This window comes from Pseudomonas sp. Pse1 (assembly GCF_024519635.1).
Classification (GTDB): domain Bacteria; phylum Pseudomonadota; class Gammaproteobacteria; order Pseudomonadales; family Pseudomonadaceae; genus Aquipseudomonas.
In genome coordinates this window covers 49,266-72,560 of the sequence record NZ_JALJRO010000015.1, presented here as the reverse complement: position 1 = coordinate 72,560, position 23,295 = coordinate 49,266, and the positions used below count along the sequence as shown (strand labels likewise).

Below are 23,295 nucleotides of genomic sequence, written 5' to 3'. Positions count from 1 at the left end.
CAGCGATTGTAAATTGGTCTTACCAATTATCCAAGACCGCTATGCAGTGCCTGACCAACAACAATTAGGGGCCACCCCATATGCAAATCTGGCAACAGCTCTACAGCCCGCTCGGCAGTCTCGGCTTGTCCGCTCTCGCAGCCGTCATCCCCATCGTATTTTTCTTCCTGGCCTTGGCCGTGTTCCGCCTCAAGGGTCACGTCGCCGGGAGCATTACCCTGGCGCTGTCGATCCTGGTTGCGATCTTCGCCTTCCAGATGCCGGTCGACATGGCCTTCGCCGCCGCGGGCTATGGATTTGCCTACGGACTTTGGCCGATCGCCTGGATCATCGTCGCCGCCGTGTTCCTGTACAAATTGACGGTCAAAAGCGGCCAGTTTGAAGTGATCCGCAGCTCGGTGCTGTCGATTACCGACGACCAGCGCCTGCAAGTCCTGCTGATCGGCTTCTGCTTCGGTGCATTCCTGGAAGGTGCCGCCGGCTTCGGCGCGCCGGTCGCGATCACCGCCGCGTTGCTGGTGGGCCTGGGCTTCAACCCGCTGTACGCCGCCGGCCTGTGCCTGATTGCCAACACCGCGCCAGTCGCGTTCGGCGCGCTGGGCATCCCGATCATCGTCGCGGGCCAGGTCACCGGCATCGACGCCTTCAAGATCGGCGCCATGACCGGCCGCCAACTGCCGTTGCTGTCGCTGTTCGTACCGTTCTGGCTGGTGTTCATGATGGACGGCCTGCGCGGCGTGCGTGAAACCTGGCCTGCAGCCCTGGTGGCCGGCCTGAGCTTTGCCATCACCCAGTATTTCACCTCGAACTTCATCGGCCCTGAACTGCCGGACATCACCTCGGCCCTGGCCAGCCTGATCTCCCTGACTCTGTTCCTGAAAGTTTGGCAGCCACAGCGTACCGCTGGCGCACAGATCGCCGGTGTGACCTCGGATGCCCTGGTCACCGCCAGTGCCGGTGGTTTCGGCCTGAAACGCGCGACCCTGGTTTCGCCCTACAGCCTGGGTGAAATCATCAAGGCCTGGTCGCCATTCCTGATCCTCACCGTGCTGGTGACCATCTGGACCCTCAAGCCGTTCAAGGCGATGTTCGCCGCCGGCGGCTCGATGTACAGCTGGGTGTTCAACTTTGCGATCCCGCACCTCGATCAAATGGTGATCAAGGTCGCGCCAATCGTCACCAACCCGACCGCGATCCCGGCCGTATTCAAATTGGACCCGATCTCGGCCACCGGCACGGCGATTTTCTTCTCCGCGCTGATCTCGATGCTGGTCCTGAAGATCAACATCAAAACTGGTCTTACCACTTTGAAAGAGACCTTCTACGAACTGCGCTGGCCAATCCTGTCGATCGGCATGGTGCTGGCCTTCGCCTTCGTCACCAACTACTCGGGCATGTCTTCGACCATGGCCCTGGTACTGGCCGGCACCGGTGCGGCCTTTCCGTTCTTCTCGCCATTCCTTGGCTGGCTGGGCGTGTTCCTGACCGGCTCGGACACCTCGTCCAACGCCCTGTTCAGCTCGCTGCAAGCCACCACCGCGCACCAGATCGGCGTCAACGACACCTTGCTGGTCGCCGCCAACACCAGCGGTGGCGTGACCGGCAAAATGATCTCGCCACAATCGATCGCCGTGGCCTGCGCCGCGACCGGTCTGGTGGGCAAGGAATCGGATCTGTTCCGCTTCACCCTCAAGCACAGCCTATTCTTTGCAACCATTGTCGGCCTGATCACCCTGGCCCAGGCTTACTGGTTCACTGGCATGCTGGTGCACTAAGCAGCACGCAACACGAAAGAACCGACGCCGGGCCACGTTCCCGGCGTCTGCGACTCACCACCCGGTCTGCAAGGTTGCTGAAAGCTTGTTGCTTTAGTGTCAGCAACCGCCGCCGACGGATAACCGGGACCACCCGGAGACACGCCTGATGAGCGAGCTTTTCTACAACGCCGTGCCCAATGCGACCCGTGTCGCCCCGCCCCTGCGCGAACCGCGTCAGTACCCCAGCGAAAAACCGCAGAGGGTCTACCTGTTCGGCACCTGCGTGGTCGACCTGTTCTATCCCGAAGCCGGGATGGACGCGATTCACCTGCTGGAACGCGAAGGCATTCGCGTGGAGTACCCGCAAGGGCAAAGCTGCTGCGGCCAACCGGCCTACACCTCGGGTTACACCGAGCAGGCGAGGACCGTGGCGCGCTCGCAACTGGCGTTGTTTGCCGGGGACTACCCGGTGGTGGTGCCGTCCGGTTCCTGCGCCGGCATGCTGCGCGAACATTACGCCGACTTGTTCAAGGACGAGCCGCAGACATTGCAACAAGTCCAGGCCCTGGCGGCCCGGACCTATGAACTGGCGGAATTCCTGCTGTTTGTCTGCAAGGTGCAGCTCAAGGACAGCGGTGAGCCGGTCAAGGTGGCCCTGCACACCTCGTGCTCGGCGCGCCGGGAAATGAACACCCACCTGCACGGTCGCGAGTTATTGGCGCAACTGGGCAACGTGGAGCGAGTCGAACACAGCCATGAAAGCGAATGCTGTGGCTTCGGTGGGACTTTCAGCGTCCGTATGCCAGACATTTCCGGAGCGATGGTCGCCGATAAGACCCGCGCCCTGAGGGAATCCGGCGCACACCAGGTGCTGAGTGCCGATTGCGGCTGCCTGATGAATATCAATGGCGCCTTGGAAAAACAGCAGCAAGCGTTGCGCGGCCAACACCTGGCCAGTTTCATCTGGCAACGTACCGGAGGTGCCCGATGAGCGCCTCGACCTTGATCCCGACGGTCGCCGTTGAGGAAGATTTTCGCACCCGGGCCCATACCGCCCTGGGTGACCAGCAACTGCGCAATAACTTTCGCAGTGCCATGGATTCACTGATGACCAAGCGGGCAACGTCGTTCAGCGATGCCCATGAAAGAGAACACCTGCGCGTCCTGGGCAATGCAGTAAGAGCCCGCGCGCTCTCCAAATTGCCCGACCTGCTCGAGCAACTGGAACAGAACCTGACCCGCAACGGTGTGACCGTGCACTGGGCGGAAACGGTGGACGAGGCCAATGGCATCGTCCTTTCGATCATCCGCGCTCACGAGGCGCGGCAAGTGATCAAGGGCAAATCGATGGTCAGCGAAGAGATGGAAATGAACCATGTCCTCGCTGAACAGGGCATTGAATGCCTGGAATCGGACATGGGCGAGTTCATCGTCCAGCTCGACCACGAGAAGCCTTCACACATTATTATGCCGGCGATCCACAAGAATGCCGGTCAGGTCGCGTCCTTGTTCCACGACAAACTTGGCGTGGAATACACCAAGGACGTTGACCAACTCATTCAGATCGGTCGCAAAGTCTTGCGGCAGAAATTCTTCGAAGCCGACATCGGCGTCTCCGGCGTCAACTTCGCGGTGGCCGAAACCGGCACCCTGCTGCTGGTGGAAAACGAAGGCAACGGCCGCATGTCGACCACCGTGCCGCCGGTCCACATCGCGGTCACCGGCATTGAAAAAGTCGTGGAAAACCTGCGTGACGTGGTGCCGCTGCTGTCGTTGCTGACCCGCTCGGCCCTCGGCCAGCCGATCACTACTTACGTCAACATGATCTCCGGCCCGCGCAAGGCCGAGGAACTCGACGGCCCGCAAGAAGTGCACCTGGTGCTGCTGGACAACGGCCGCAGCCAGGCGTTTGCCGACAGCGAACTGCGCCAGACCCTCAACTGCATCCGCTGCGGCGCCTGCATGAACCACTGCCCGGTCTACACCCGCATCGGCGGTCACGCCTATGGCGAGGTCTACCCGGGACCGATCGGTAAGATCATCACCCCGCACATGGTCGGCCTGGCAAAAGTCCCGGACCATCCGAGCGCCTCGTCGCTATGCGGCGCCTGCGGCGAAGTGTGCCCGGTAAAAATTCCGATACCGGCTCTGCTGCGGCGCCTGCGCGAAGAAAACGTCAAGGCCCCGGACAGCCCGCACCAAGTGATGCGCGGCCAGGGCAGCAAATATTCGCGCAAGGAACGCCTGATCTGGAACGCCTGGGCGCGGCTCAACAGCTCGCCGAAGCTGTATCGCCTGTTCACCGTGCTCGCCACCCGCCTGCGCGCCCTCGCGCCGAACAATGTCGGCCCCTGGACGCAAAACCACAGCGCGCCGAAACCGGCCGCTCGCTCGCTGCACGACATGGCCCGCGAGCATTTGGCCAAACAGGGAGATCGTTGATGAGTGCCAAACAAAACATCCTCGCCAAGCTGCGCAACAGCCTCAGCGGGACTACGCCGGTCGTCGACAATTTCGACGAAGCGCTGGTGACCGAGCCTTACACCTACACCGCTGAGCAACGCATCCCACAGCTGCGCAAGCTTATGGAAGCGGTGCACACCGAAATCCACCTGACCTCAGGCGCCAATTGGCCACAACTGCTCGGGCAATTGCTGCTGGATCGGCAGATTCCCAGCCTGTTGATCGCACCGAGTACGGCCCATGGACAACGTGTCGTACAACATTGGGCGAACCAACCTGCACTGCCGACACTGAAAGCCTACGACCGTCCCGTGGAAGAATGGAAAGCCGAACTGTTCAACGACACCCCGGCCAGCCTCACCACTACCCTCGGCGCCATCGCCGCCACCGGTAGCCTGATTATCTGGCCGACTCGCGAAGAACCGCGCCTGATGAGCCTGGTGCCTCCGGTGCATTTCGCCCTGCTCAAGGCCAGCGAAATCCGCGACAACTTCTATCAGGTGCAGCAGGAGTTCAACTGGGCCCAGGGCATGCCGACCAACGCCTTGCTGGTGTCCGGCCCGTCGAAAACCGCTGACATCGAACAAGTCCTGGCTTACGGCGCCCATGGCCCGAAAGACCTGGTGGTGCTGATCCTGGAGGACCAATGACATTACCAGCGGCTTTCCTGCGAGATGCGCAGCAACTGATTCCCCAGGAGCGACGCTTCGACGACCCGCTCTCAACCCTGGCCTTTGGCACCGATGCCAGCTTCTACCGGCTGATCCCGCAGCTGGTGATCCGCGTCGAATCCGAAGACGAAGTGGTCGCCCTGCTGCACCTGGCCCAGCGCGACCGCGTCCCCGTGACCTTCCGCGCCGCCGGCACCAGCCTTTCCGGCCAGGCCATCAGCGACTCGGTGCTGATCGTACTCGGCGATAACTGGAACGGCCGCGAGATTCGCCACCAAGGCACGCAGATTCGCCTGCAGCCCGGCGTCATTGGCGCCCAGGCCAACGCTTGGCTGGCGCCGTTCGGGCGCAAGATCGGCCCGGATCCGGCGTCGATCAATGCCTGCAAGATCGGCGGCATCGTCGCCAACAACGCCAGCGGCATGTGCTGCGGCACCGCGCAAAACACCTATCACACCCTGGCAGGGATTCGCCTAGTGCTGGCCGATGGCAGCCGTCTCGACACCGAAGATCCCAGCAGCGTCGCCGCCTTCCGCGCCAGCCACGCCGACCTGCTCGAACGCCTGGCAACACTGGGCCGCGAGACCCGCGCCAACACCGATCTCGCTGCAAAAATTCGCCACAAATACCGTCTGAAAAATACCACCGGCCTGTCACTCAACGCCCTGGTGGATTACGACGAGCCTGTGGATATCTTGAGCCATCTGCTGGTCGGCTCCGAAGGCACCCTGGGCTTCATCAGCGCGGTGACCTACGACACCGTGCTCGACCACCCGAACAAGGCGTCGGCGCTGATCGTTTTCCCGGATGTGGAAACCTGCTGCAACGCCGTTTCCGTGCTGAAAAACCAACCGGTTTCCGCCGTCGAATTGCTCGACCGCCGCAGCCTGCGCTCAGTGCAGGACAAACCCGGGATGCCGGCCTTCGTCCGCGAGCTGTCGAACAACGCCTGCGCGCTGCTGATCGAATCCCGCGCCGCCTCTTCTGCGCTGTTGCACGAACAACTGGCGCAGATCATGGCCTCGTTGGCGGCATTCCCGGTGGAGAAGCAAGTCGACTTCAGCGAAGACCCGGCGGAAAACGCGCGGCTCTGGGCGATCCGCAAAGACACCTTCCCGGCCGTTGGCGCGGTGCGCAAGACCGGCACCACAGTGATCATCGAAGACGTGACCTTCCCGGTAGAGCAACTGGCCATCGGCGTGAACCGCCTGATCGAGCTGTTCGACAAACACCATTACGACGAAGCGATCCTGTTCGGACATGCTCTGGAAGGCAATCTGCACTTCGTCTTCACCCAAGGCTTCAACAACCCGGAAGAAGTCGCACGCTACCAGGCGTTCATGGACGACGTCGCGCAACTGGTGGCCGTGGAGTTCGGTGGTTCGCTGAAAGCCGAACACGGCACCGGGCGCAACATGGCGCCCTTCGTCGAACTGGAATGGGGCAGCGATGCCTACCAGTTGATGTGGCAGCTCAAGCGCCTGCTCGACCCCAACGGTATTCTCAACCCGGACGTGGTCCTCAGCGAGGATCCGCAGATCCACCTCAAGCACCTGAAACCTCTGCCGGCCGCCGACGAGATCGTCGACAAGTGCATTGAATGTGGCTTCTGCGAGCCGGTCTGCCCGTCCAAAGGACTGACCCTGAGCCCGCGTCAGCGCATCGTGATCTGGCGCGACATCCAGGCGAAAAAGCGCGCCGGCATCAACACCCAAGAGCTGGAACAGGCCTACGAATTCCAGGGCCTCGACACCTGCGCCGCCACCGGCCTCTGTGCGCAACGCTGCCCGGTAGGCATCAACACCGGCGAGCTGGTGAAAAAACTGCGGGCGCGCACCGCTACCCATCAGAAAACCGCCAACTGGATTGAGAGCAATTTCGCCACCGCCCTGCAAGGCGCGCGCTTCACATTGCACGTCGCCAACGGTGCGCGCATGCTCCTGGGTGCGCCGCGCCTGAGCAAGCTGACGGCGAGCCTGAACAAGCTATCCAAGGGACAAATCCCGCAGTGGACCAACGCCATGCCGCAGCCGGAACGGGCCATCCGTTTCAGCCCGACGATCAACGACCAGCGCCCCCGGGTGGTCTACCTGCCGGCCTGCGTCTCACGCGCCATGGGCCCGGCGGCGGGTGATAAGGAGCAGATGTCGCTGTACGACAAAACCCGTGGCCTGCTGGAAAAAGCCGGCTATCAGGTAGTCCTCCCGGATAACCTCGACAGCCTGTGCTGCGGCCAGCCGTTCGCCTCCAAAGGCTACGCCGAACAGGCCGAACACAAGCGCCAGGAACTGCTCGGCGCGCTGCTGCACGCCAGTCGCGGCGGGCTTGATCCGATCTATTGCGACACCAGCCCCTGCACCCTGCGCTTGGTCCAGGACCTGGGCGAAGTCCGTCTCGATATGTACGACCCGGTGCGCTTCATCCGCACCCACCTGATGCAGCGCCTGGACTTCACCCCACAGGACGCGCCGATCGCCGTGCACGTGACCTGCAGCACCCAGCACCTGGGCGAAAGCCAGGCACTGATCGACCTCGCCCGACGCTGCAGCAACAACGTCGTCATCCCCGAAGGCATCCACTGCTGCGGCTTCGCCGGCGACAAAGGCTTCACCACCCCGGAACTCAACGCCCACTCCCTGCGCAGCCTGAAGGACGCCGTGCAGTACTGCAGCGAAGGCATCTCCACCAGCCGCACCTGCGAAATCGGCCTGACCCAACACGGCGGCATCGACTACCACAGCCTGGTCTACCTCGTAGACCGCGTAACCCAACCCCGCCCCTTGTAGGAGCTGGCTTGCCAGCGAAAAACGTCAACGATAACGCGCCTCCGTTGACGCCCTTCGCCAGCAAGCCCACCCCTCCCCCCATCAACCAAGCAAAAAAAAACCGAATTCCTACGCCCGGCTATAGTCATTTAGCTAAGCCCTGCCAAAGAGCTTAAAGCCCCCCTCGGCCAGCAGCCCCATCGACCGGCCGCACCGAGCCCTCATGCACAAGGAGATACCCATGAAGCACTCTGCATTGGCTGGAATGTTCATCACCGCGGCACTGTTGGCCTCACCGGTGTTTGCTGCGGAAGATCTGTGCGCCACCAACATCCAGAAACTCCAGAATACCGTCGACGCCGGGATGGCTGTCGGTGAAAACTCCCTCGACAACGTCAAAGCTGCATTGGACAAAGCCAAAGCAGCCCAGGCTGCCGGCAACGACAAGGACTGCATCGCCATCTCCACCGGCATGCTGGAAAAAATCCAGCTCCGCGAACCTAGCAAAGGCTGATGCATGCGCAGGCCAACCTTCGGGTTGGCCTTATCCCCCGCGTTGGCGTACACTACGCAGGCTTGCTGCTCAAAATGTTTCGCAGAGCAGCAGGCTCGGGGCCGTTTTGGATTCGACGCTGGTTGCGAAACTTTAGGTGCATGCCGAGTTGGTAACAGAACTCGTAAATCCACTGTTGCAACTTCTTATAGTTGCCAATGACGAAAACTACGGCCAGGAATTCGCTATCGCTGCGTAAGCAGCCTTAGATCCTGAGCTTCTGGTACCTTCGGGTCCAGCAATCACCAGGGGATGTCTGTAAACCCAAAGTGATTGTCATATAGAACAGAATCGCCGTGCAGTACGTTGTGGACGAAGCGGCTAAAACTTACACAACTCGCCCAAAGCACCCTGCCCGTCGGGTCGCTGAGGGTTAACTTAATAGACACGGCTACGCATGTAGTACCGACAGCGGAGTACTGGCGGACGGGGGTTCAAATCCCCCCGGCTCCACCAAATGATCCAAAAAAGACGTCCACGGACGTCTTTTTTTGTGCCTCAAATCCAGTAAATACACGGATCTCAGCGCTGCCAGGGGCTTTTGAATTCCCGCATACCCAGACAATTCCCCGGCACCATCAACCATGATCAGGTACCTGCTATCACCCGCAGCAAACCTTCCACCTCAGTTAGCGCTGGAGCATGGGCTCCGGGATAGCGGCAAGAGATGGAGGCGCAAGCCGCTGAAAATCGCAGGCGCGCGCTCAAGTCTGAGATCCCCAGCAAGTCCGCCGCCAACCAACCCGCCATACAAGCGTCTCCTGCTCCCACCGTGTCTTGCACTTTCACGGCAATAGCCGGCTGCTCGAGTTGGCTGTCCGGGGTGTGGAGAATCATCCCGTGCTCCCCTCGGGTAAACAAGATATGCGCCTGAGGGTTGAGAGCGCGAAGCTCATCCATTGCCTGGTGTTCGGTCAGCCCTGGATAAATGTGCCGAAGGTCTTCGTCGGAAAGCTTAATCATGTCAGCAAGGGTCGTCATCGTAGGGAAGGTATGCTCCCGATAATGGCCATCCATTAAATTGCGCCAGTTCGGATCATAACTAATCCGTTTACCCGCTTCTTTTGCCTGCTGAGCAATGTTAACCAGCCTGTCTGCGAGTGGCTGTCGAGCCAAACTGATGCAGCTGAAATGACACAGCTCTGCTTGGTTGATCCATCCCTCGGGCATTAGATCGGGATCAAAAAACAGATCGGCATCTCCAGCAAAAAAGTATTTTGGAGGGCTGCTTGATGGAACGATGGCGACCAAAGGAGTTCGGTCTACCCGTTGGATAAACCTCATATCCAACGCTGCCGCTTCCGACTGCAAAACTATCTCGTCACCCAGTGAGTCCATGCTCACCGACCCAGCAAAAGCGCAGCCAACACCCAAGCGACTTAGCGCTCGTGCAACGTTCCATGGAGCACCACCTGGGTAGCCCTTCCACTGTCCAGGAGTGCCTTGGACAAGGTCGGTCAGAGCTTCGCCAAATACTAATGCGCGCGGCAATACCATCGTCATTTCCTCAATACTTTTTCGTAGGTAACTGCTGGCTAATCAGCTTCGACCGGTAATCACTGACTCAATACGCCTTGGCGTCTTGGTGTTGGCCGGACGCGTTCAAGTATTAAAACCAGGTTTCCATCTGTATGCCGTACTGCCACACGCCTCCAGCACTGAAGTCCGACCTGCCGAAGGAGTCAGAGGTGCTGTATCTGTCCAGGTCCGAAGACCAGTCCATGAGGCTTGCGAACACGCGCAGTTCGGGACGTGTGAGCAGGTCGCCAACATCCGGCTTGAATGTCGGGGCGATGGTGAATTTCCAGAAGTCACCGTCGACCGCATTACGTTGCAGGTAGCCCTTGGGGTCGAGGTCCATGGTTTGCCAGCTCACTTCGTAGGCCATCTCGAAATTGCGGTTGATTTCATTGGCCAACCGTACGTTCAGGGTCATCCAGCGGTAATCGTCACCCTTGACGTACCGGTCCTTGCTTTGCTCGGCCAACAGGCTGGGGCCGATGCGCCAGCCCGGCGCGATCGGTGTCTCGCCGTAAACCGCCAATCGCAGAGCGCGGGCGTCGTCGATCAGTTCGCCATCCGAGCCGATGTTCTTGACCTCTGCCCCCAGGCCTTGCCCATAGAGCAGCGCCGTCTTGAAGAAGCCTTGCCGGCCGAAAAAGTCTTTCTGGTGATTGACCAGCATGCTCTGCAAACCGGAATCCGCAGGCGACAGACCCGCTTCATTGCTGCGGATGGAAATGTCGTTTTTCTTTGCACCAATGGCATTGAACATCCACTGCCACTGCCCCCTGTCGAAGAACTGGTTGGAAGTCAGGATGTAGCTTTCCACATCGGCATCGACACCGCCCTCACTGAAATCGCCGTAGTTACGCCCGACCAGGGAGTAATTCGAACGCCAGTCCGGGTTCATCTGCACATCGTAGATGCCACCGCCGGTGCCGGCCAGGAAGACGACGTCCGAGTCCAGCCAGTGGATATCGAAGTTATCCCGGTCGAATCGTTTGCCTGCCCACAAGGTGGAGTTCTCGAACACGGAGTTGCCCTTGAAGGCGGCGAGATGATCGAGTTCAGTGAATACCTGACGCACGTTGAGGTTGCTCTCGTCGGCCGTCCAGTCGTTGGAACTCTCCACGCCATCGGCGATGGACACGGTGAATTTGGCACGGGTGCCGTTTTGCGCATAGGTCTCTTTCGACAGGTCTATGCGCATGTACGTGTCGTCTTCGTTGCCAAGTCGTCCGACGGCACCACCGACTGAACCGGCAGGGGTTGTGTAAGGGCCGCCACGACCACCACCGAGCCCATCGTTGACCAGCAATCCGGAACGGGCATAGCCCTTGAAGCTGAAGCCGTCGGTGAGATGTCCGCTGCTGCCCTGTTTTTCCAGGCTTTGCTGACGGGCTTCGAGTTTTGCCACTCGGGTGTCCAGGGCCGGCGCCGAACTGGCTGCAGCCGTCGACGCTGCGGGCTGCAAGGCGGGAGTGGCCAGTTTGATCTGTTGCAATTCTCTGGCAAGTGCCTGGGTTTGCTGCTCGGCGGCGGCAGCGCGTTGTTCCGCTGCACTGGCACGGGCTTCAAACGCGGCCATGCGTTGTTCCAGCGTCGCGGCCTGGGAGGTTGCCGCCGAGGTGCCAAGCACACCTGCGAGTAGCCAGCTTGATGCTTTCTGCATGTGGATTTCCTGTGTTGTTTTTATTGTTGTTGCTGCCGCGACTGGCCTTTTTTCGCGAATGACGATTTGTCAGAAACCACGAAAAAAAGGATGCCTCATCGCAAATACGCTGCTACATTTGGCGATGTTAACGTTAACTTTTATAAAAACAAAAATAAAGGGGCCTTTATGAAACTGCTCAAATCTCTCTTTCCAGCAGCACTGCTCACCCTCTGTGCCGGGCTTCCCTCCCTCTCGAACGCAGCCGATCTGACGATCTCCTGCGGTGCGGTGGGTGCGGAATTGCAACTGTGCAAGGAGGCTGTCGAGGCATGGTCAAAACAGACCGGTCACCATGTCGAGGTGGTTTCCACGCCGAATTCGGCGACCGAGAGGTTGTCGTTCTACCAGCAGATCCTCAGTGCGCAGTCCGCCGACATCGACATCATTCAAATCGATATGGTCTGGCCTGGGATGCTCGCCAAACACCTGATGGATCTGCGCGAGGTGCTGCCAGCCAATGCAACCCAAGGCTATTTCCAGGCACAGGTGGATAACGCCACGGTGAACGGACGGCTGGTGACGATGCCGTGGTTTACCGACTCGGGTTTGCTGTATTACCGCAAGGACTTGCTCGAGAAGTACAACCTGCCGGTTCCCCAGACGTGGGAGGAAATGACCGCTACCGCCAGGAGTATTCAACAGGCCGAGCGCACGGCCGGGAACCCCAATGCGTGGGGTTACATCTTTCAAGGGCGCGCCTACGAAGGCCTGACCTGCAATGCGCTGGAGTGGATCAGCAGCCAACCGGAAGGCGGGCTGGTCAATTCACGAGGCGATATCGTGGTCAACAGTCAGGCCTCGAGAACGGCGCTGACCCTGGCGAAAAGCTGGGTCGGCGACATCTCCCCACGGGGCGTGCTCAATTACACCGAGGAAGAAGGCCGTGGCGTATTCCAGTCGGGAAATGCGCTGTTCATGCGTAACTGGCCGTATGTCTGGGCCTTGGTGCAAAGCCAGGACAGCGCCGTAAAAGACAAGGTCGGCGTCGCGCCCCTGCCCCGCGGCGGCGATGCTGGCAGCCATGCATCAACCCTCGGTGGCTGGGGCTTGGCGGTATCGCGTTACAGCGCCCAGCCAAAACTTGCCGCCGAGCTGGTGAGCTACCTGAGCAGTGCCCAAGAGCAAAAACGTCGTGCCCTGATAGGCGCCTATAACCCGGTTGTCGAGTCGCTCTACCAGGACCCCGAATTGCTCGCGGCAATGCCTTACTACAGCCAACTGCACAGCATTCTCAACGCTGGAGTCATGCGCCCCGCCTCAGTCACTGCCGATCGCTATCCACGGGTCTCCAATGCGTTCTTCGATCGAGTGCATGGCGTGCTGGCGGGCGAGCTGCCTGTTGATCAGGCGCTGGCCGACCTGGAAAGCGAACTCACACGCATCAAACGCCGGAACTGGTAAGTCAAAGGAAGGAAACCACCATGTCTGTCTCCGCTACCCATGCCCCCGGTGACGAGCTCCTGCTCACCCGGGAAACGCCCGTACAACGTCGCCGAGTGCGCGCTGCCTGGTTGTTTCTGACACCCATGCTGCTGTGTCTGGCCCTGGTGGCAGCCTGGCCGCTACTGCGCACATTCTGGTTCAGCCTGACCGACGCCAACCTGGCGGACACCGATGGCGGATCCTTCGTCGGCTTGAGCAATTACCTGTTCCACAACGGTTCCTCCTGGTCGGGCATCCTGGTTGATCCTCAATGGTGGAACGCGGTGCGCAACACCTTGCATTTCACCGTGGTGTCGGTGGGCCTGGAAATCGTCCTGGGATTGCTGGTGGCGTTGCTGCTCAACGTCAAGTTCACCGGACGCTCTCTGGTGCGTGCGTTGATTCTGATTCCCTGGGCAATTCCAACCATTGTCTCGGCGAAAATCTGGTCATGGATGCTGAACGACCAGTTCGGCATCATCAATCACATGATGCTCAGCCTCGGCCTGATTGATGCGCCCCTGGCCTGGACGGCCGATGCGGATCTGTCGATGTGGGCGGTGATTATCGTCGATGTCTGGAAGACCGTACCTTTTGTCACGCTGCTGATGCTGGCGGCCTTGCAGATGTTACCGAGCGATTGCTACGAGGCCGCCAGGGTCGATGGCATTCACCCGCTGAGGGTGTTCTGGCGTGTCACGCTTCCCCTGCTGATGCCCGCCCTGCTGGTGGCGGCGATCTTCCGCATCCTCGACTCGCTGCGGGTATTCGACGTTATCTACGTGCTGACCTCGAACTCATCGAGCACCATGAGTATGTCGGTCTACGCCCGCCAGCATCTGGTGGAGTTTCAGGACGTCGGCTACGGCAGCGCGGCCTCGACGCTGCTGTTCCTGGTGGTTGCGGTCATCGCCCTGCTTTACCTCTACCTCGGACGTCGTCAATTGGAGGTGCGCTCATGAGCCCGCGTCTACTGAAAAAAGCACTGTTGCGCCTCGGTTTCTGGTGCCTGATCGGGGTATTGCTGCTGTATGCGGTCTTCCCTTTCTACTACGCCATCGTGACGTCGCTGAAGCCGTCCAGCGCCTTGTTCGAGGTGAGCTACTGGATCAAAAACCCCGACTTCTCCAATTACGCTGCAGTGCTGCATCAAGCCTCGTTCCTGCAGGCAATCGGTAACTCGCTGGTGGTTGCTCTGTCCGTGGTGATGCTGGCGCTATTCCTCAGCCTGACCGCCGCCTATGCCTTGGGCCGGGTGAAGTTCCGTGGCCGCGGCGTGGTCTTGATGATGGTCCTGGGCGTGTCGATGTTTCCCCAGGTCGCGGTGCTGTCGGGGCTATTCGAGGTGATTCGCGCGCTGGGCCTGTACAACACGTCCTGGGCATTGATCCTGAGCTACACGATTTTCACCCTGCCCTTCACCGTCTGGGTACTGACTACGTTCATGGGACAACTGCCCCACGAACTGGAGGAAGCGGCAATCATGGATGGCGCGTCCCCCTGGGTCACGTTGACCCGGGTGCTGTTGCCGCTGCTCTGGCCCGCACTGGTCACCACTGGCTTATTGGCGTTCATCGCCGCGTGGAACGAGTTCCTGTTTGCCCTGACCTTCACCCTCACCGACACGCAACGCACAGTGCCGGTCGCCATTGCCCTGATTTCCGGCGGCAGCCCCCACGAGTTGCCTTGGGGGTTGTTGATGGCCGCCTCGGTGCTGGTCACCGTCCCACTGGTGATTCTGGTGTTGATCTTCCAGCGCCGAATCGTTTCCGGTCTCACTGCCGGCGCGTTAAAGGGTTGATGCCCAACAAAGACAAGGAACAGCATCGTGATCAAATTGAAGCTAGACAACGTGAACAAACAATTGGGCGGCGCGCGGATTCTGCGCGACGTCAGCCTCGAAATCGCGGCGGGTGAATTCGTGGTGTTCGTCGGTCCTTCGGGCTGCGGAAAGTCGACCCTGCTGCGACTGATCGCCGGCCTGGATTCGATCTGCGGCGGCGACCTGCTGATCGACGGGCGGCGGGTCAACGACCTGGAGCCACGCGAACGTGGCGTCGGCATGGTGTTTCAGTCTTATGCGCTGTACCCGCACATGAGCGTCTACGACAACATCAGTTTTGGTCTCAAACTGGCCAAGACGGAAAAGAGCAGCCTGCGCGAACGCGTGCTGAAAACTGCGCAAATCCTGCAATTGGACAAACTGCTGCAACGCAAGCCAAGGGAGCTGTCTGGAGGACAACGTCAGCGCGTGGCCATGGGCAGGGCCATGGCGCGGGAACCGGACATTTTGTTGTTCGATGAGCCGCTCTCCAACCTGGATGCATCCTTGCGCGTACAGATGCGCAACGAAATCGCCCGGCTGCATGATCGGCTGGGCTCGACCATGATCTATGTCACCCACGATCAGGTTGAAGCGATGACCCTGGCCGACAAAATTGTCGTGCTCAATGGTGGTCGCGTCGAACAGGTCGGCTCACCGCGCGAACTCTATGAGCGCCCGGCCAGCCGCTTTGTCGCAGGCTTCCTGGGTTCTCCCACGATGAATTTTCTGCCCGCCCTCCTGCTGGCGCCCGGCGAAAACAGCCTGGTCGATACCCTTGTATGGGGCATCACGTCCCTGCCCTTCGACAGCTCGAATCTGGCGCCGAGCACGCCGCTGAGCCTGGGGATTCGCCCGGAGCACATGTCACTCAAAGCGGCCACGGGCAGCAGCGGCATTGCCGTGACCGGGGTTGAATACCTGGGCAGCGAAACCTATGTGCACCTCAAGACAGCGCAGGACGAACCGCTGGTTTGTCGTTGCGAGGTCAGCGCCGGATGGCAAGTCGGCGACCGGGTCGAGCTGCAACTGGAGATCGCCCATCTGCACCTGTTCGACGCCGACGGCACGGCCTTGAAGCGCCACCCACAGACGATTGAAACCCCATCAGATGGCGCCCCTCTGCGCTCGGTAAGAGCAGGCGTCCTATGACTGAGTCCTTGAATCCCATGAGTGTTCCCATGTCTGGTGCCCTTGAGCTTGCGCAGCATGCGCTGCGTGACGGCCTGTCTCGCGTCATCCACGATTATCGACCCGGTTATCACATTGCCCCTCCAGTGGGCTGGATGAACGACCCTAACGGGGTCGTGTACTTTCGTGGCGAATATCACGTTTTCTATCAGCATTACCCGTTCGACGCGAAATGGGGCCCGATGTATTGGGGGCATGCAAAGAGTGCCGATCTGGTCCATTGGCAGCATCTGCCCATTGCATTGGCACCCGGCGATGACTTCGACCGTGACGGCTGTTTTTCCGGTAGCGCGGTGGTCTGTGGCGATACCCTGGCGCTGATCTACACCGGGCACACCTGGCTGGGGGAAGTCGGTGACGAGCGTTTCATCCGTCAAGTCCAGTGCCTGGCCACCAGCAGCGACGGCATCCGGTTCGTCAAGCATGGCGTCGTTATCGAGCGCGCGCCGCAAGACGCTATCATGCATTTTCGTGACCCCAAGGTATGGCAGGAGAATGACGCCTGGTACCTGATTGCCGGCGCCCGCCTGGGCGATGTGCCGTTGCTCCCGCTGTACCGTTCCACGGATCTGCATACCTGGGAGTTCCTCGACTATGTGTCCAGCGGCAGCGAGGGTGATGGCTATATGTGGGAGTGCCCGGATCTGTTCCGACTGAACGGACGCGATGTGCTGCTGTACTCTCCCCAGGGCATGCAATCCGAAGGTTTCGACCGGCTCAATAAGTACCAGACCGGTTATCGAGTGGGCCGACTCGACAGCGAATGGCACTTCACGGGCGGACCTTTTATCGAGCTGGATAACGGCCATGATTTCTATGCCGCGCAAACCCTAATCGCCGCCGACGGTCGGCGCCTGGTGTGGGCGTGGCTCGACATGTGGGAAAGCCCGATGCCGAGCCAGGCCCATCACTGGTGTGGCATGCTCGGTTTGCCGCGCGAACTGGAACTGTGCGCCGATCGTCTTTACATGTATCCGGCACGAGAACTCACCGCTCTGCGCAAAGCGCCATTGCCGGGTACGCCGTGGTGGGATGAATCGGGAACCCGCTGGGTGCCGGAAGTGAATGGCGACATGCTCGAAATCCATGTGCATCTGGATCTGCTCGACTGCACCGGGCACTTGGGCGTCGCCTTGCGTTGCAGTGAGGACGGCCAAGAGGAGACGCTGCTCTACTACGATGCGGCCCTGCATCGACTGGTGCTTGACCGCAGCCGCTCGGGTGCCCAAGTCAGCGGTCAGCGCAGCGTGGCGATAGACCCTGCACAGGAGCGCCTGGAGCTGCATGTGTTCCTCGATCGCTCGTCCATCGAGGTGTTCGACGAAAACGGGCACTTCACCCTCAGCAGTCGCCTTTATCCGCGGCCAGACAGTCTGGGCGTGAAGCTGCTTGCCAGTGGAAGTGGCGGGCGCGTCTCCATTCCCAAGGCATGGCCTCTTGCCTCGGGCTGGTTGTGAGGCGCGTCATTCGGGTCGCGAGAAGCGCGGGGCATGTGGCATGATTCTGCGTCAACCTGACAGGTTTCGCCTCGCATGACTTCAGTGAAAGACGTTGCACAGCTGGCCGGCGTGTCTCTGATGACCGTTTCTCGAGCGCTCAATAATCCGGAAAAGTTGAGCCCCGAAACCCTGCAGCGGGTGCGCCAAGCGATTGATGAACTGCAATTCGTGCCGAGCCTGTCGGCGCGCAAAATGCGCGGCGACAATCTCCAGTCCCGAACCATTGGTGTGTTCGCGCTGGACACCGCGACCACACCGTTCGCGGTCGAGCTGCTGCTGTCCATCGAACAGACCGCACAGCAAGCCGGCTGGAACGTCTTTATCCTCAACCTGTTGAGCAACCCGCCCACCGACCAGAACATCGACCTGATGTTGTCGCACCGTCCCGACGGGTTGATCTTCAGCGCCATGGGGTTTCGCCAGGTGTGCATTCCCGAGCGTTTGAAGAGCAAACCCCTGGTACTCGCCAATTGCATGGCGGATGACAGTCAGTTGGTCAGTTATGTGCCAGACGACGAAATGGGGCAGTATCGGGCCGTACACCACGCGTTGAGCCTCGGCTATAAGCGTCCCCTGTGTATCAATCTTCCAAGACAGAGCCTGGCCTGGGGCCTGCGACAAAAAGGCCTGCAGCGTGCCTGTGAGGCATTCGGCCTGGCGCCTGACGCACTCCTGCAATACGACCTTTCCGATCATGACGCCTATGGTGAAACCGCAGCCATCCTCGACCGACACCTCATCGACGGTCGCCCGCAATTCGACATTCTGATCTGCGGCAACGACCGCATTGCCTTTTGTGCCTATCAGCTGTTGTTCGGCCGTGGCCTGAAAATTCCCGACGATGTCGCCGTGCTCGGCTACGACAACATGATCGGTATCGCCGAGCTGTTCATCCCGCCGCTGACCACAGTGCAACTGCCATATTATGAGATCGGTCGCCAGGCTGCCCGGCACCTGATCGAGACCCTTGAGGTATCGGGAAGCCAGCCAGTCGATTGTCCATTGGTGGTCAGGTCATCACTATAAGAATGAGATGATTCGGTGATAGCGCGCTTGCGGTTACCCGGTGCGAACGGACAGTCCCCAATCGACATGGGGCGAGAAAAATCTTTTCGCCGCTACCGGCCACCCTCTGGCTAACCCCCGTATCCCTGCTAGCGTTCCACTCACTCCAGCACGCCACGCAGGGCCGCCATGACCACCCTCAAAGATCGCCTGAAACAAGGCAAGGAAGCACGCAAAGACTGCCCACGCAGTTCCCAGGCCCTGCACGCAAAAAGCGAGCGCGATCCGATTCCGTTGATCAAGGCGTCGAGTGAGGGGCGGGTGCAGTCGTTGGTGGCTTTGCGGTATGGGCGGATGCTGGTGTCGCCTTTTACCTTTTATCGCGGCAATGCGTTGTTGCAGGCCCACGATTTGTCGAAGACGCCGGATATGGGGTTGCGCTCGATTATTTGTGGGGATTGTCATTTGATGAATTTCGGCGGATTTGCCACGCCGGAGCGCAATCTGTTGTTCAGCGTCAACGATTTCGACGAGGTGCATCCCGGGCCCTGGGAGTGGGATTTGAAACGGCTGGTGGCGAGTTTTCTGATTGCCGCTCGCGATTTGCGTCATGGCGCAACGGTGGAGGAAACGGTCTGTCGAGAGTTGATTGGCGCCTATCAGCGCAGCATGGCGACGTGCGCCGAGCAAAGCGCGCTGGAGATCTGGTACGACTCCATCAGTTACGAAGACCTGCTGCAGCGGGCGCAGTCGGAGACCACCCTGCAGCATGTGCAGCGTGCAGTCGATAAGGCAGCGCGGCGCACCCATGCCGAGTTGCTACCGAAGATCTGCGAGCGCGATGCCCAGGGCCGGTTGTTGATCCGCGATGACCTGCCGGAGATTTTCCATCTGCATAACACCACCACTTTGCTCGATGCCGAGGATGAATGGTTGCGCCTGGCCGATTGGCGTCCGCTGTACGACACCCTGATGCGCGATTATCGCGGGACGCTGGCCGGGGATCGCCGGGAGTTGCTGGCGCGTTTCGAGGTGCAGGATCTGGCGTTCAAAGTGGTCGGCGTCGGCAGTGTCGGCACCCGCTGCATGGTGGCGTTGCTGACCGACAATCAGGAGCGTCCGCTGTTTCTGCAAATCAAGGAGGCCCGGCGCTCGGTGCTGGCCGACTACGTCAAAAACAAATCCCGGGTGCGCCACAACGGGCAGCGGGTGGTGGAGGGGCAGCGTTTGATGCAGTCCGCCAGCGACCTGTTCCTCGGTTGGACCAGCGGCCCTCACGGTCGGCACTTTTACCTGCGCCAGTTGCGCGACATGAAAATCTCGGCGGAGCTGGAGACCTTCGATGCCGAGACCTTCTGCGCCTATGCAAGAACCTGCGGCCGCGCACTGGCCCGAGCCCACGCCAAGGCCTCCGGGCAGGCCGCGTTGATCAGCGGCTACATCGGCAAAAGCGACACCCTCGCCGACGCACTGTTCAAATACGCCCAAGCCTACAGTGACCAGAACGAGCAGGATTTCGAGCGTTTCCAGCACGCCTGTCGCACGGGCCGTTTGCTGGCGCGTTCGGAAGCCGATTTCGCCGCCGACCATCTGCCCTGATACCGACGACGAAACGCAAGCTGTCACAGGGCGTTCACTATTTGTTCAGATTCGCCGCCCTATACTTCCAGCCCTCCCGCACTCGCCTCCGGTAGCCCAAAGCACATGACGCGCCCTGCCCCGCTGCTGTTTCTGCTCGCTGCCCTGTTGTTCTTCTTCGCCCTCGGCAACCACCAACTGCAAGGCTCCACCGAAGCACGGGTGGCCGGCATCGCCATGCAGATGCACCTGGACAATGACTGGGTGACCCCACGCCTGTTCGGCCAACCTTTCCTGGAAAAACCACCGCTGAGCCTGTGGCTTGATGCCGGCGCCATTCGGGCGTTCGGCGGCACGCCTTGGGCGGTGCGCCTGGCTTCAGCGTTTGCCGGGCTGTTCAGCGTGATGCTGCTGTACGCCATGTTGCGCCGCTTAGGCAGGCCCAGGGAGATCGCCTGGACCGCCACAATTCTGCTGGCGACCATGGCCAGTTACTGGGTCAACTCGCGCAGCGTCGGTGAAGACGCGTTGCTGGCACTGGGTGTGAGCATGGCGCTGCTGGCGTTTTTTCAAGGGCATCGCCGGGCGACACTGGGCAATGCTGCGCTGTTTGTCGGCGGTATCGCCATCGCAACCTTGAGCAAAGGCGTACTTGGCCTGGCGATGCCGGGGGTGGTGATCTTTGCCTATCTGCTGTGTACAAGCCTGCTCGACAAACGCCTCAAGCCCGGTGACTGGCTGCGTCCTGGACTGTTGACGCTGCTGGGGCTGATTCCCTTGCTGATCTGGCTATTGGTGCTCTATCAGCGCGGCGGCTCGGCGGCGGTGGCCGAAGTGTTGCTGACCAACAGCGTCGGACGTTTCAGCGGTTCGTTCGTCGAGGCCGGGCACTACGAGCCCTTCTATTACTACCTGGCAAAACTGCCGGAAGCCTTCCTGCCGTGGAACATTTTGGTGTACCTGGGGCTGTGGCACTTTCGCAAAAGCCTGGCGAGCAACCGCTACCTGCTGTTCTTCAGCCTGTGGCTGCTGGCCGAGTTCGTCATGCTGTCGCTGGCGTCGAGCAAGCGCACGGTGTACCTGATGTCGCTGACACCTGCGGCGGCGGTGATCGCCGCGGAATATGCCGCAGTACTCTATGAGCGCTTGCGCCAGCACACTCAGGGTACGGGGCTGCTCGGCAAAGTCGCCCGTCAGCGTCGTTATCTGGCCATCGGTCTACTCGGCCTGATCATCCTCGCCTACCTGGCCGCCGCCCAATGGGCCGCGCCCCGGGCCGATCGCAAGCTGTCGTTCCTGCCACTGACCGAGCAGATCCAGACACTGCAAGCCAAAGGTAACGAGGTGGCACTGTTTCAGGCCAACGAACGCACGGCCGGGGCGACGGTGTTCTACACCCACAGCCTGCTCAAGGATTTGCAGACTGACGACGAGCTCAACCGCTTCCTCGCCGCTTCGCCGATTCACGTGGCGCTGATTGCCAGTGATAGCGAACCGGCGCCGCCGCTTAAAGTGTTAAAGCAGATGAGGGTGGGGCGTCAGGCGTATTACTTCGTAGGGCAGTAAAGCTCTGCAGCTTCACGTTCGGCAGACTCACGCACCGGCACATCCAGCCGCGCCCGACCATAAAACGCCAGCGCCGTCAGCAGGCACGACAGCCAGACGAAGATCCCCGCCCAGAAGGTGTGGGACATGTAGTGCCAGCCTTGCAGAACCCGCGTGGTGCCATAGATGAAGCCCAGCAGCAGTGAGCCCCAGAGGATCGCCTTGGCGAAGCGCCATTGATGACGGCGGGCGACGAAGTAGAGGGCGAGCATGGTAAAGCCGCCCGAGGCGTGGCCGCCGGGCCAGCAGCGGCCTTCGCCGGCTTCGTGGAACAACTGGAAGTTGTTGTACCACTCGATGTGCGGAAGTTGGCCGCCGTACAGAGTGGTTTCAATCGGGCAATAGACGCTGGTGTGGGCCTTGAGGAAGTGGATCACCCCGGTGCAGAGGGCGAAGGCAAACACCACGAACCAGAAGTCGCGACGATGTTCATGGGTGAAACGCAGCAACGGGCCAGCCTTGCTGCGCTCCAGAAAGTTGCCCAGGCGCGGGTGCTTGTGCGGCTTGATGCGCGGCCAGACGAAGGACAACAGCCCGCCGATCAGGGCAATTTCCGCGGTCCAGTTCGGCACGATCCGCGCCCACTTGTGGGTGAACTGCTCGAAAATGCGGATGTGGTCGATGGGGAATGTCTGGCTCAGCGGATCGAACAACAGGTTGCTGAACGCAATGTCGATACGGGTCATGTCGAACAGCATGAACACCGCCGCCGCACACAGCAGCGGTACACCGAAATTCACCCAATAGAATCGCTGGCGCGCAAAGATCTGCATCGAGTTTCTCATTTGAGAGGGGTGGATGATGGATTGAACACGGCGCGCCAGTCCGAGGCGTCGAGGTAGCCCACCCACTGTGACCGGGTGTTGCCCTTGGCCGTGGAGAGGAACAGCGCCGAGCCGTAACCGAAGGTCGAATTCGGCACCTTCAATTGTTTTTCCAGCTCGGCCATGCATTCGCTATGGGTCACCAGCACCAGATTGCGTCCGGCGACCTTGTGCGCCAGGGCATCACGCAACAGCGTGCCCTTGCAGTTGAACAACCAGTCCTGATTGGCGGTGGTCGAGTTGAACATGTAGCTGGAGGTTTGCACGGCACGCAGCAGCGGGCTGTTGTAAATATCGGTATGGGCCAGCCCCAGGCGTTCGAATTGCGCGCCCAGGCCCACGGCCACGCTGCGCGCGCGGTCGGTGATGCCGTCGGCGGCATTCAGGCAGGGCGCCTTGGAGTGGTCACAACGCTCGACATGCCGCACCAGCACGATCATCCCGCCCGCCGCCCAATCCGCCTGCAACTGCGCCAGCCCCGATGGATTGCCCTGGCCCAAGTTGACTACCGCAGCCGGGCGCGTCAGATAGACCGTTGCCGCCAGCACGCACAGCGCCAGCAGCAGGGTCATCAGGGTGTTTTTGTAACGTCGGATGTCCGCCAGCCCAAAACTCGGCCGAACATTGACCGCTTCGATTCTTGATGCCACGCCCTTATCGCCTCTATCGCTGCGCCACGTTGAACAGCCAACGCCTATAACGCCAGTGTGGCCGGACAATAACGACAGGCAGGTTGAAGGCCGGTGAAATGAATGTGAAAAAAAACGTGACGGGCGATCGCCCCCGCCAACCGTCTGGCGGCTCGTGACAAAAACCGGTTCAGCAATCGCCCAGGCTGCCGATACAGGCGATCTACACCCCCCTTGCTGGCTACGAAAAACAACAACTTCCAGCCCACCGACGATCAAGAAGCGCAACGTTCC

Annotated in this window: 18 protein-coding genes and 1 other RNA gene; 15 read left to right on the top strand and 4 right to left on the bottom strand. The window is 60.4% G+C overall.

Annotated features, from left to right (window positions below):
* Positions 1-80 precede the first annotated feature (80 nt).
* From NR126_RS20595 to ssrA, 7 genes are all read left to right on the top strand, one after another.
* The gene (locus tag NR126_RS20595) at positions 81-1,775 is read left to right on the top strand and encodes a lactate permease LctP family transporter (protein WP_256830995.1); all 1,695 of its coding nucleotides are present in this window, start codon (positions 81-83) and stop codon (positions 1,773-1,775) included.
* A 148-nt stretch (positions 1,776-1,923) separates the two neighbouring features.
* A complete protein-coding gene (locus NR126_RS20590) occupies positions 1,924-2,748 on the top strand; it encodes a (Fe-S)-binding protein (protein ID WP_027619332.1) in 825 nt (274 codons plus the stop codon).
* Positions 2,745-4,199, top strand: a complete 1,455-nt coding sequence (locus tag NR126_RS20585; protein WP_256830992.1) for a LutB/LldF family L-lactate oxidation iron-sulfur protein — start codon at positions 2,745-2,747, stop codon at positions 4,197-4,199. Before NR126_RS20590 ends, NR126_RS20585 begins: the two co-directional genes overlap by 4 nt.
* Positions 4,199-4,870: a lactate utilization protein gene (locus NR126_RS20580; protein WP_027619330.1), complete on the top strand. Its 672-nt coding sequence runs from the start codon at positions 4,199-4,201 to the stop codon at positions 4,868-4,870. The genes NR126_RS20585 and NR126_RS20580 overlap by 1 nt, the downstream gene beginning before the upstream one ends.
* Positions 4,867-7,677 (top strand): FAD-binding and (Fe-S)-binding domain-containing protein, encoded by a 2,811-nt coding sequence (locus tag NR126_RS20575; protein ID WP_105754841.1) that lies wholly within the window; start codon positions 4,867-4,869, stop codon positions 7,675-7,677. The genes NR126_RS20580 and NR126_RS20575 overlap by 4 nt, the downstream gene beginning before the upstream one ends.
* A 220-nt stretch (positions 7,678-7,897) precedes the next feature.
* A complete protein-coding gene (locus NR126_RS20570; protein ID WP_105754842.1) occupies positions 7,898-8,170 on the top strand; it encodes a hypothetical protein in 273 nt (90 codons plus the stop codon).
* A 97-nt stretch (positions 8,171-8,267) separates the two neighbouring features.
* Positions 8,268-8,665: a transfer-messenger RNA gene (gene ssrA, locus NR126_RS20565) on the top strand.
* Positions 8,666-8,797: 132 nt separating this feature from the next.
* On the opposite strand, the gene NR126_RS20560 is transcribed toward ssrA, so the two are convergent.
* Both NR126_RS20560 and NR126_RS20555 read right to left on the bottom strand, forming a co-directional pair.
* Positions 8,798-9,706, bottom strand: a complete 909-nt coding sequence (locus NR126_RS20560) for a carbohydrate kinase (RefSeq protein WP_027619327.1) — start codon at positions 9,704-9,706, stop codon at positions 8,798-8,800.
* Between the two features lie 112 nt (positions 9,707-9,818).
* Positions 9,819-11,384: a carbohydrate porin gene (locus NR126_RS20555; RefSeq protein ID WP_105754859.1), complete on the bottom strand. Its 1,566-nt coding sequence runs from the start codon at positions 11,382-11,384 to the stop codon at positions 9,819-9,821.
* A gap of 168 nt (positions 11,385-11,552) precedes the next feature.
* Here NR126_RS20555 and NR126_RS20550 point away from each other — a divergent pair, with 168 nt between their 5' ends.
* The 8 genes from NR126_RS20550 (at position 11,553) to NR126_RS20515 (ending at position 21,509) form a co-directional block, all read left to right on the top strand.
* A complete protein-coding gene (locus tag NR126_RS20550; protein ID WP_103394067.1) occupies positions 11,553-12,827 on the top strand; it encodes an ABC transporter substrate-binding protein in 1,275 nt (424 codons plus the stop codon).
* Positions 12,828-12,847: 20 nt separating this feature from the next.
* The gene (locus NR126_RS20545; protein ID WP_027619324.1) at positions 12,848-13,810 is read left to right on the top strand and encodes a carbohydrate ABC transporter permease; all 963 of its coding nucleotides are present in this window, start codon (positions 12,848-12,850) and stop codon (positions 13,808-13,810) included.
* A complete protein-coding gene (locus NR126_RS20540; RefSeq protein WP_105754861.1) occupies positions 13,807-14,649 on the top strand; it encodes a carbohydrate ABC transporter permease in 843 nt (280 codons plus the stop codon). Before NR126_RS20545 ends, NR126_RS20540 begins: the two co-directional genes overlap by 4 nt.
* Before the next feature lie 27 nt (positions 14,650-14,676).
* Positions 14,677-15,822 (top strand): sn-glycerol-3-phosphate ABC transporter ATP-binding protein UgpC, encoded by a 1,146-nt coding sequence (locus NR126_RS20535; protein WP_256830990.1) that lies wholly within the window; start codon positions 14,677-14,679, stop codon positions 15,820-15,822.
* Complete coding sequence (locus NR126_RS20530; RefSeq protein ID WP_105754863.1) at positions 15,819-17,318, top strand: sucrose-6-phosphate hydrolase; 1,500 nt, start codon at positions 15,819-15,821, stop codon at positions 17,316-17,318. The genes NR126_RS20535 and NR126_RS20530 overlap by 4 nt, the downstream gene beginning before the upstream one ends.
* A gap of 75 nt (positions 17,319-17,393) precedes the next feature.
* Entirely contained in the window at positions 17,394-18,386 is a 993-nt protein-coding gene (locus NR126_RS20525) for a LacI family DNA-binding transcriptional regulator (RefSeq protein ID WP_105754864.1), read from the top strand.
* A 168-nt stretch (positions 18,387-18,554) separates the two neighbouring features.
* Positions 18,555-19,964 (top strand): DUF2252 domain-containing protein, encoded by a 1,410-nt coding sequence (locus NR126_RS20520; protein ID WP_256830989.1) that lies wholly within the window; start codon positions 18,555-18,557, stop codon positions 19,962-19,964.
* Positions 19,965-20,069: 105 nt separating this feature from the next.
* Complete coding sequence (locus NR126_RS20515; protein ID WP_256830988.1) at positions 20,070-21,509, top strand: glycosyltransferase family 39 protein; 1,440 nt, start codon at positions 20,070-20,072, stop codon at positions 21,507-21,509.
* On the opposite strand, the gene NR126_RS20510 is transcribed toward NR126_RS20515, so the two are convergent.
* Entirely contained in the window at positions 21,491-22,321 is an 831-nt protein-coding gene (locus NR126_RS20510) for a phosphatase PAP2 family protein (protein WP_105754869.1), read from the bottom strand. The two genes, NR126_RS20515 and NR126_RS20510, sit on opposite strands and share 19 nt — an antisense overlap.
* Positions 22,322-22,329: 8 nt before the next feature.
* On the bottom strand, positions 22,330-23,022 hold the full coding sequence (locus NR126_RS20505) for a histidine phosphatase family protein (protein ID WP_372826984.1): 693 nt from the start codon (positions 23,020-23,022) through the stop codon (positions 22,330-22,332).
* Between the last annotated feature and the right edge of the window lie 273 nt (positions 23,023-23,295).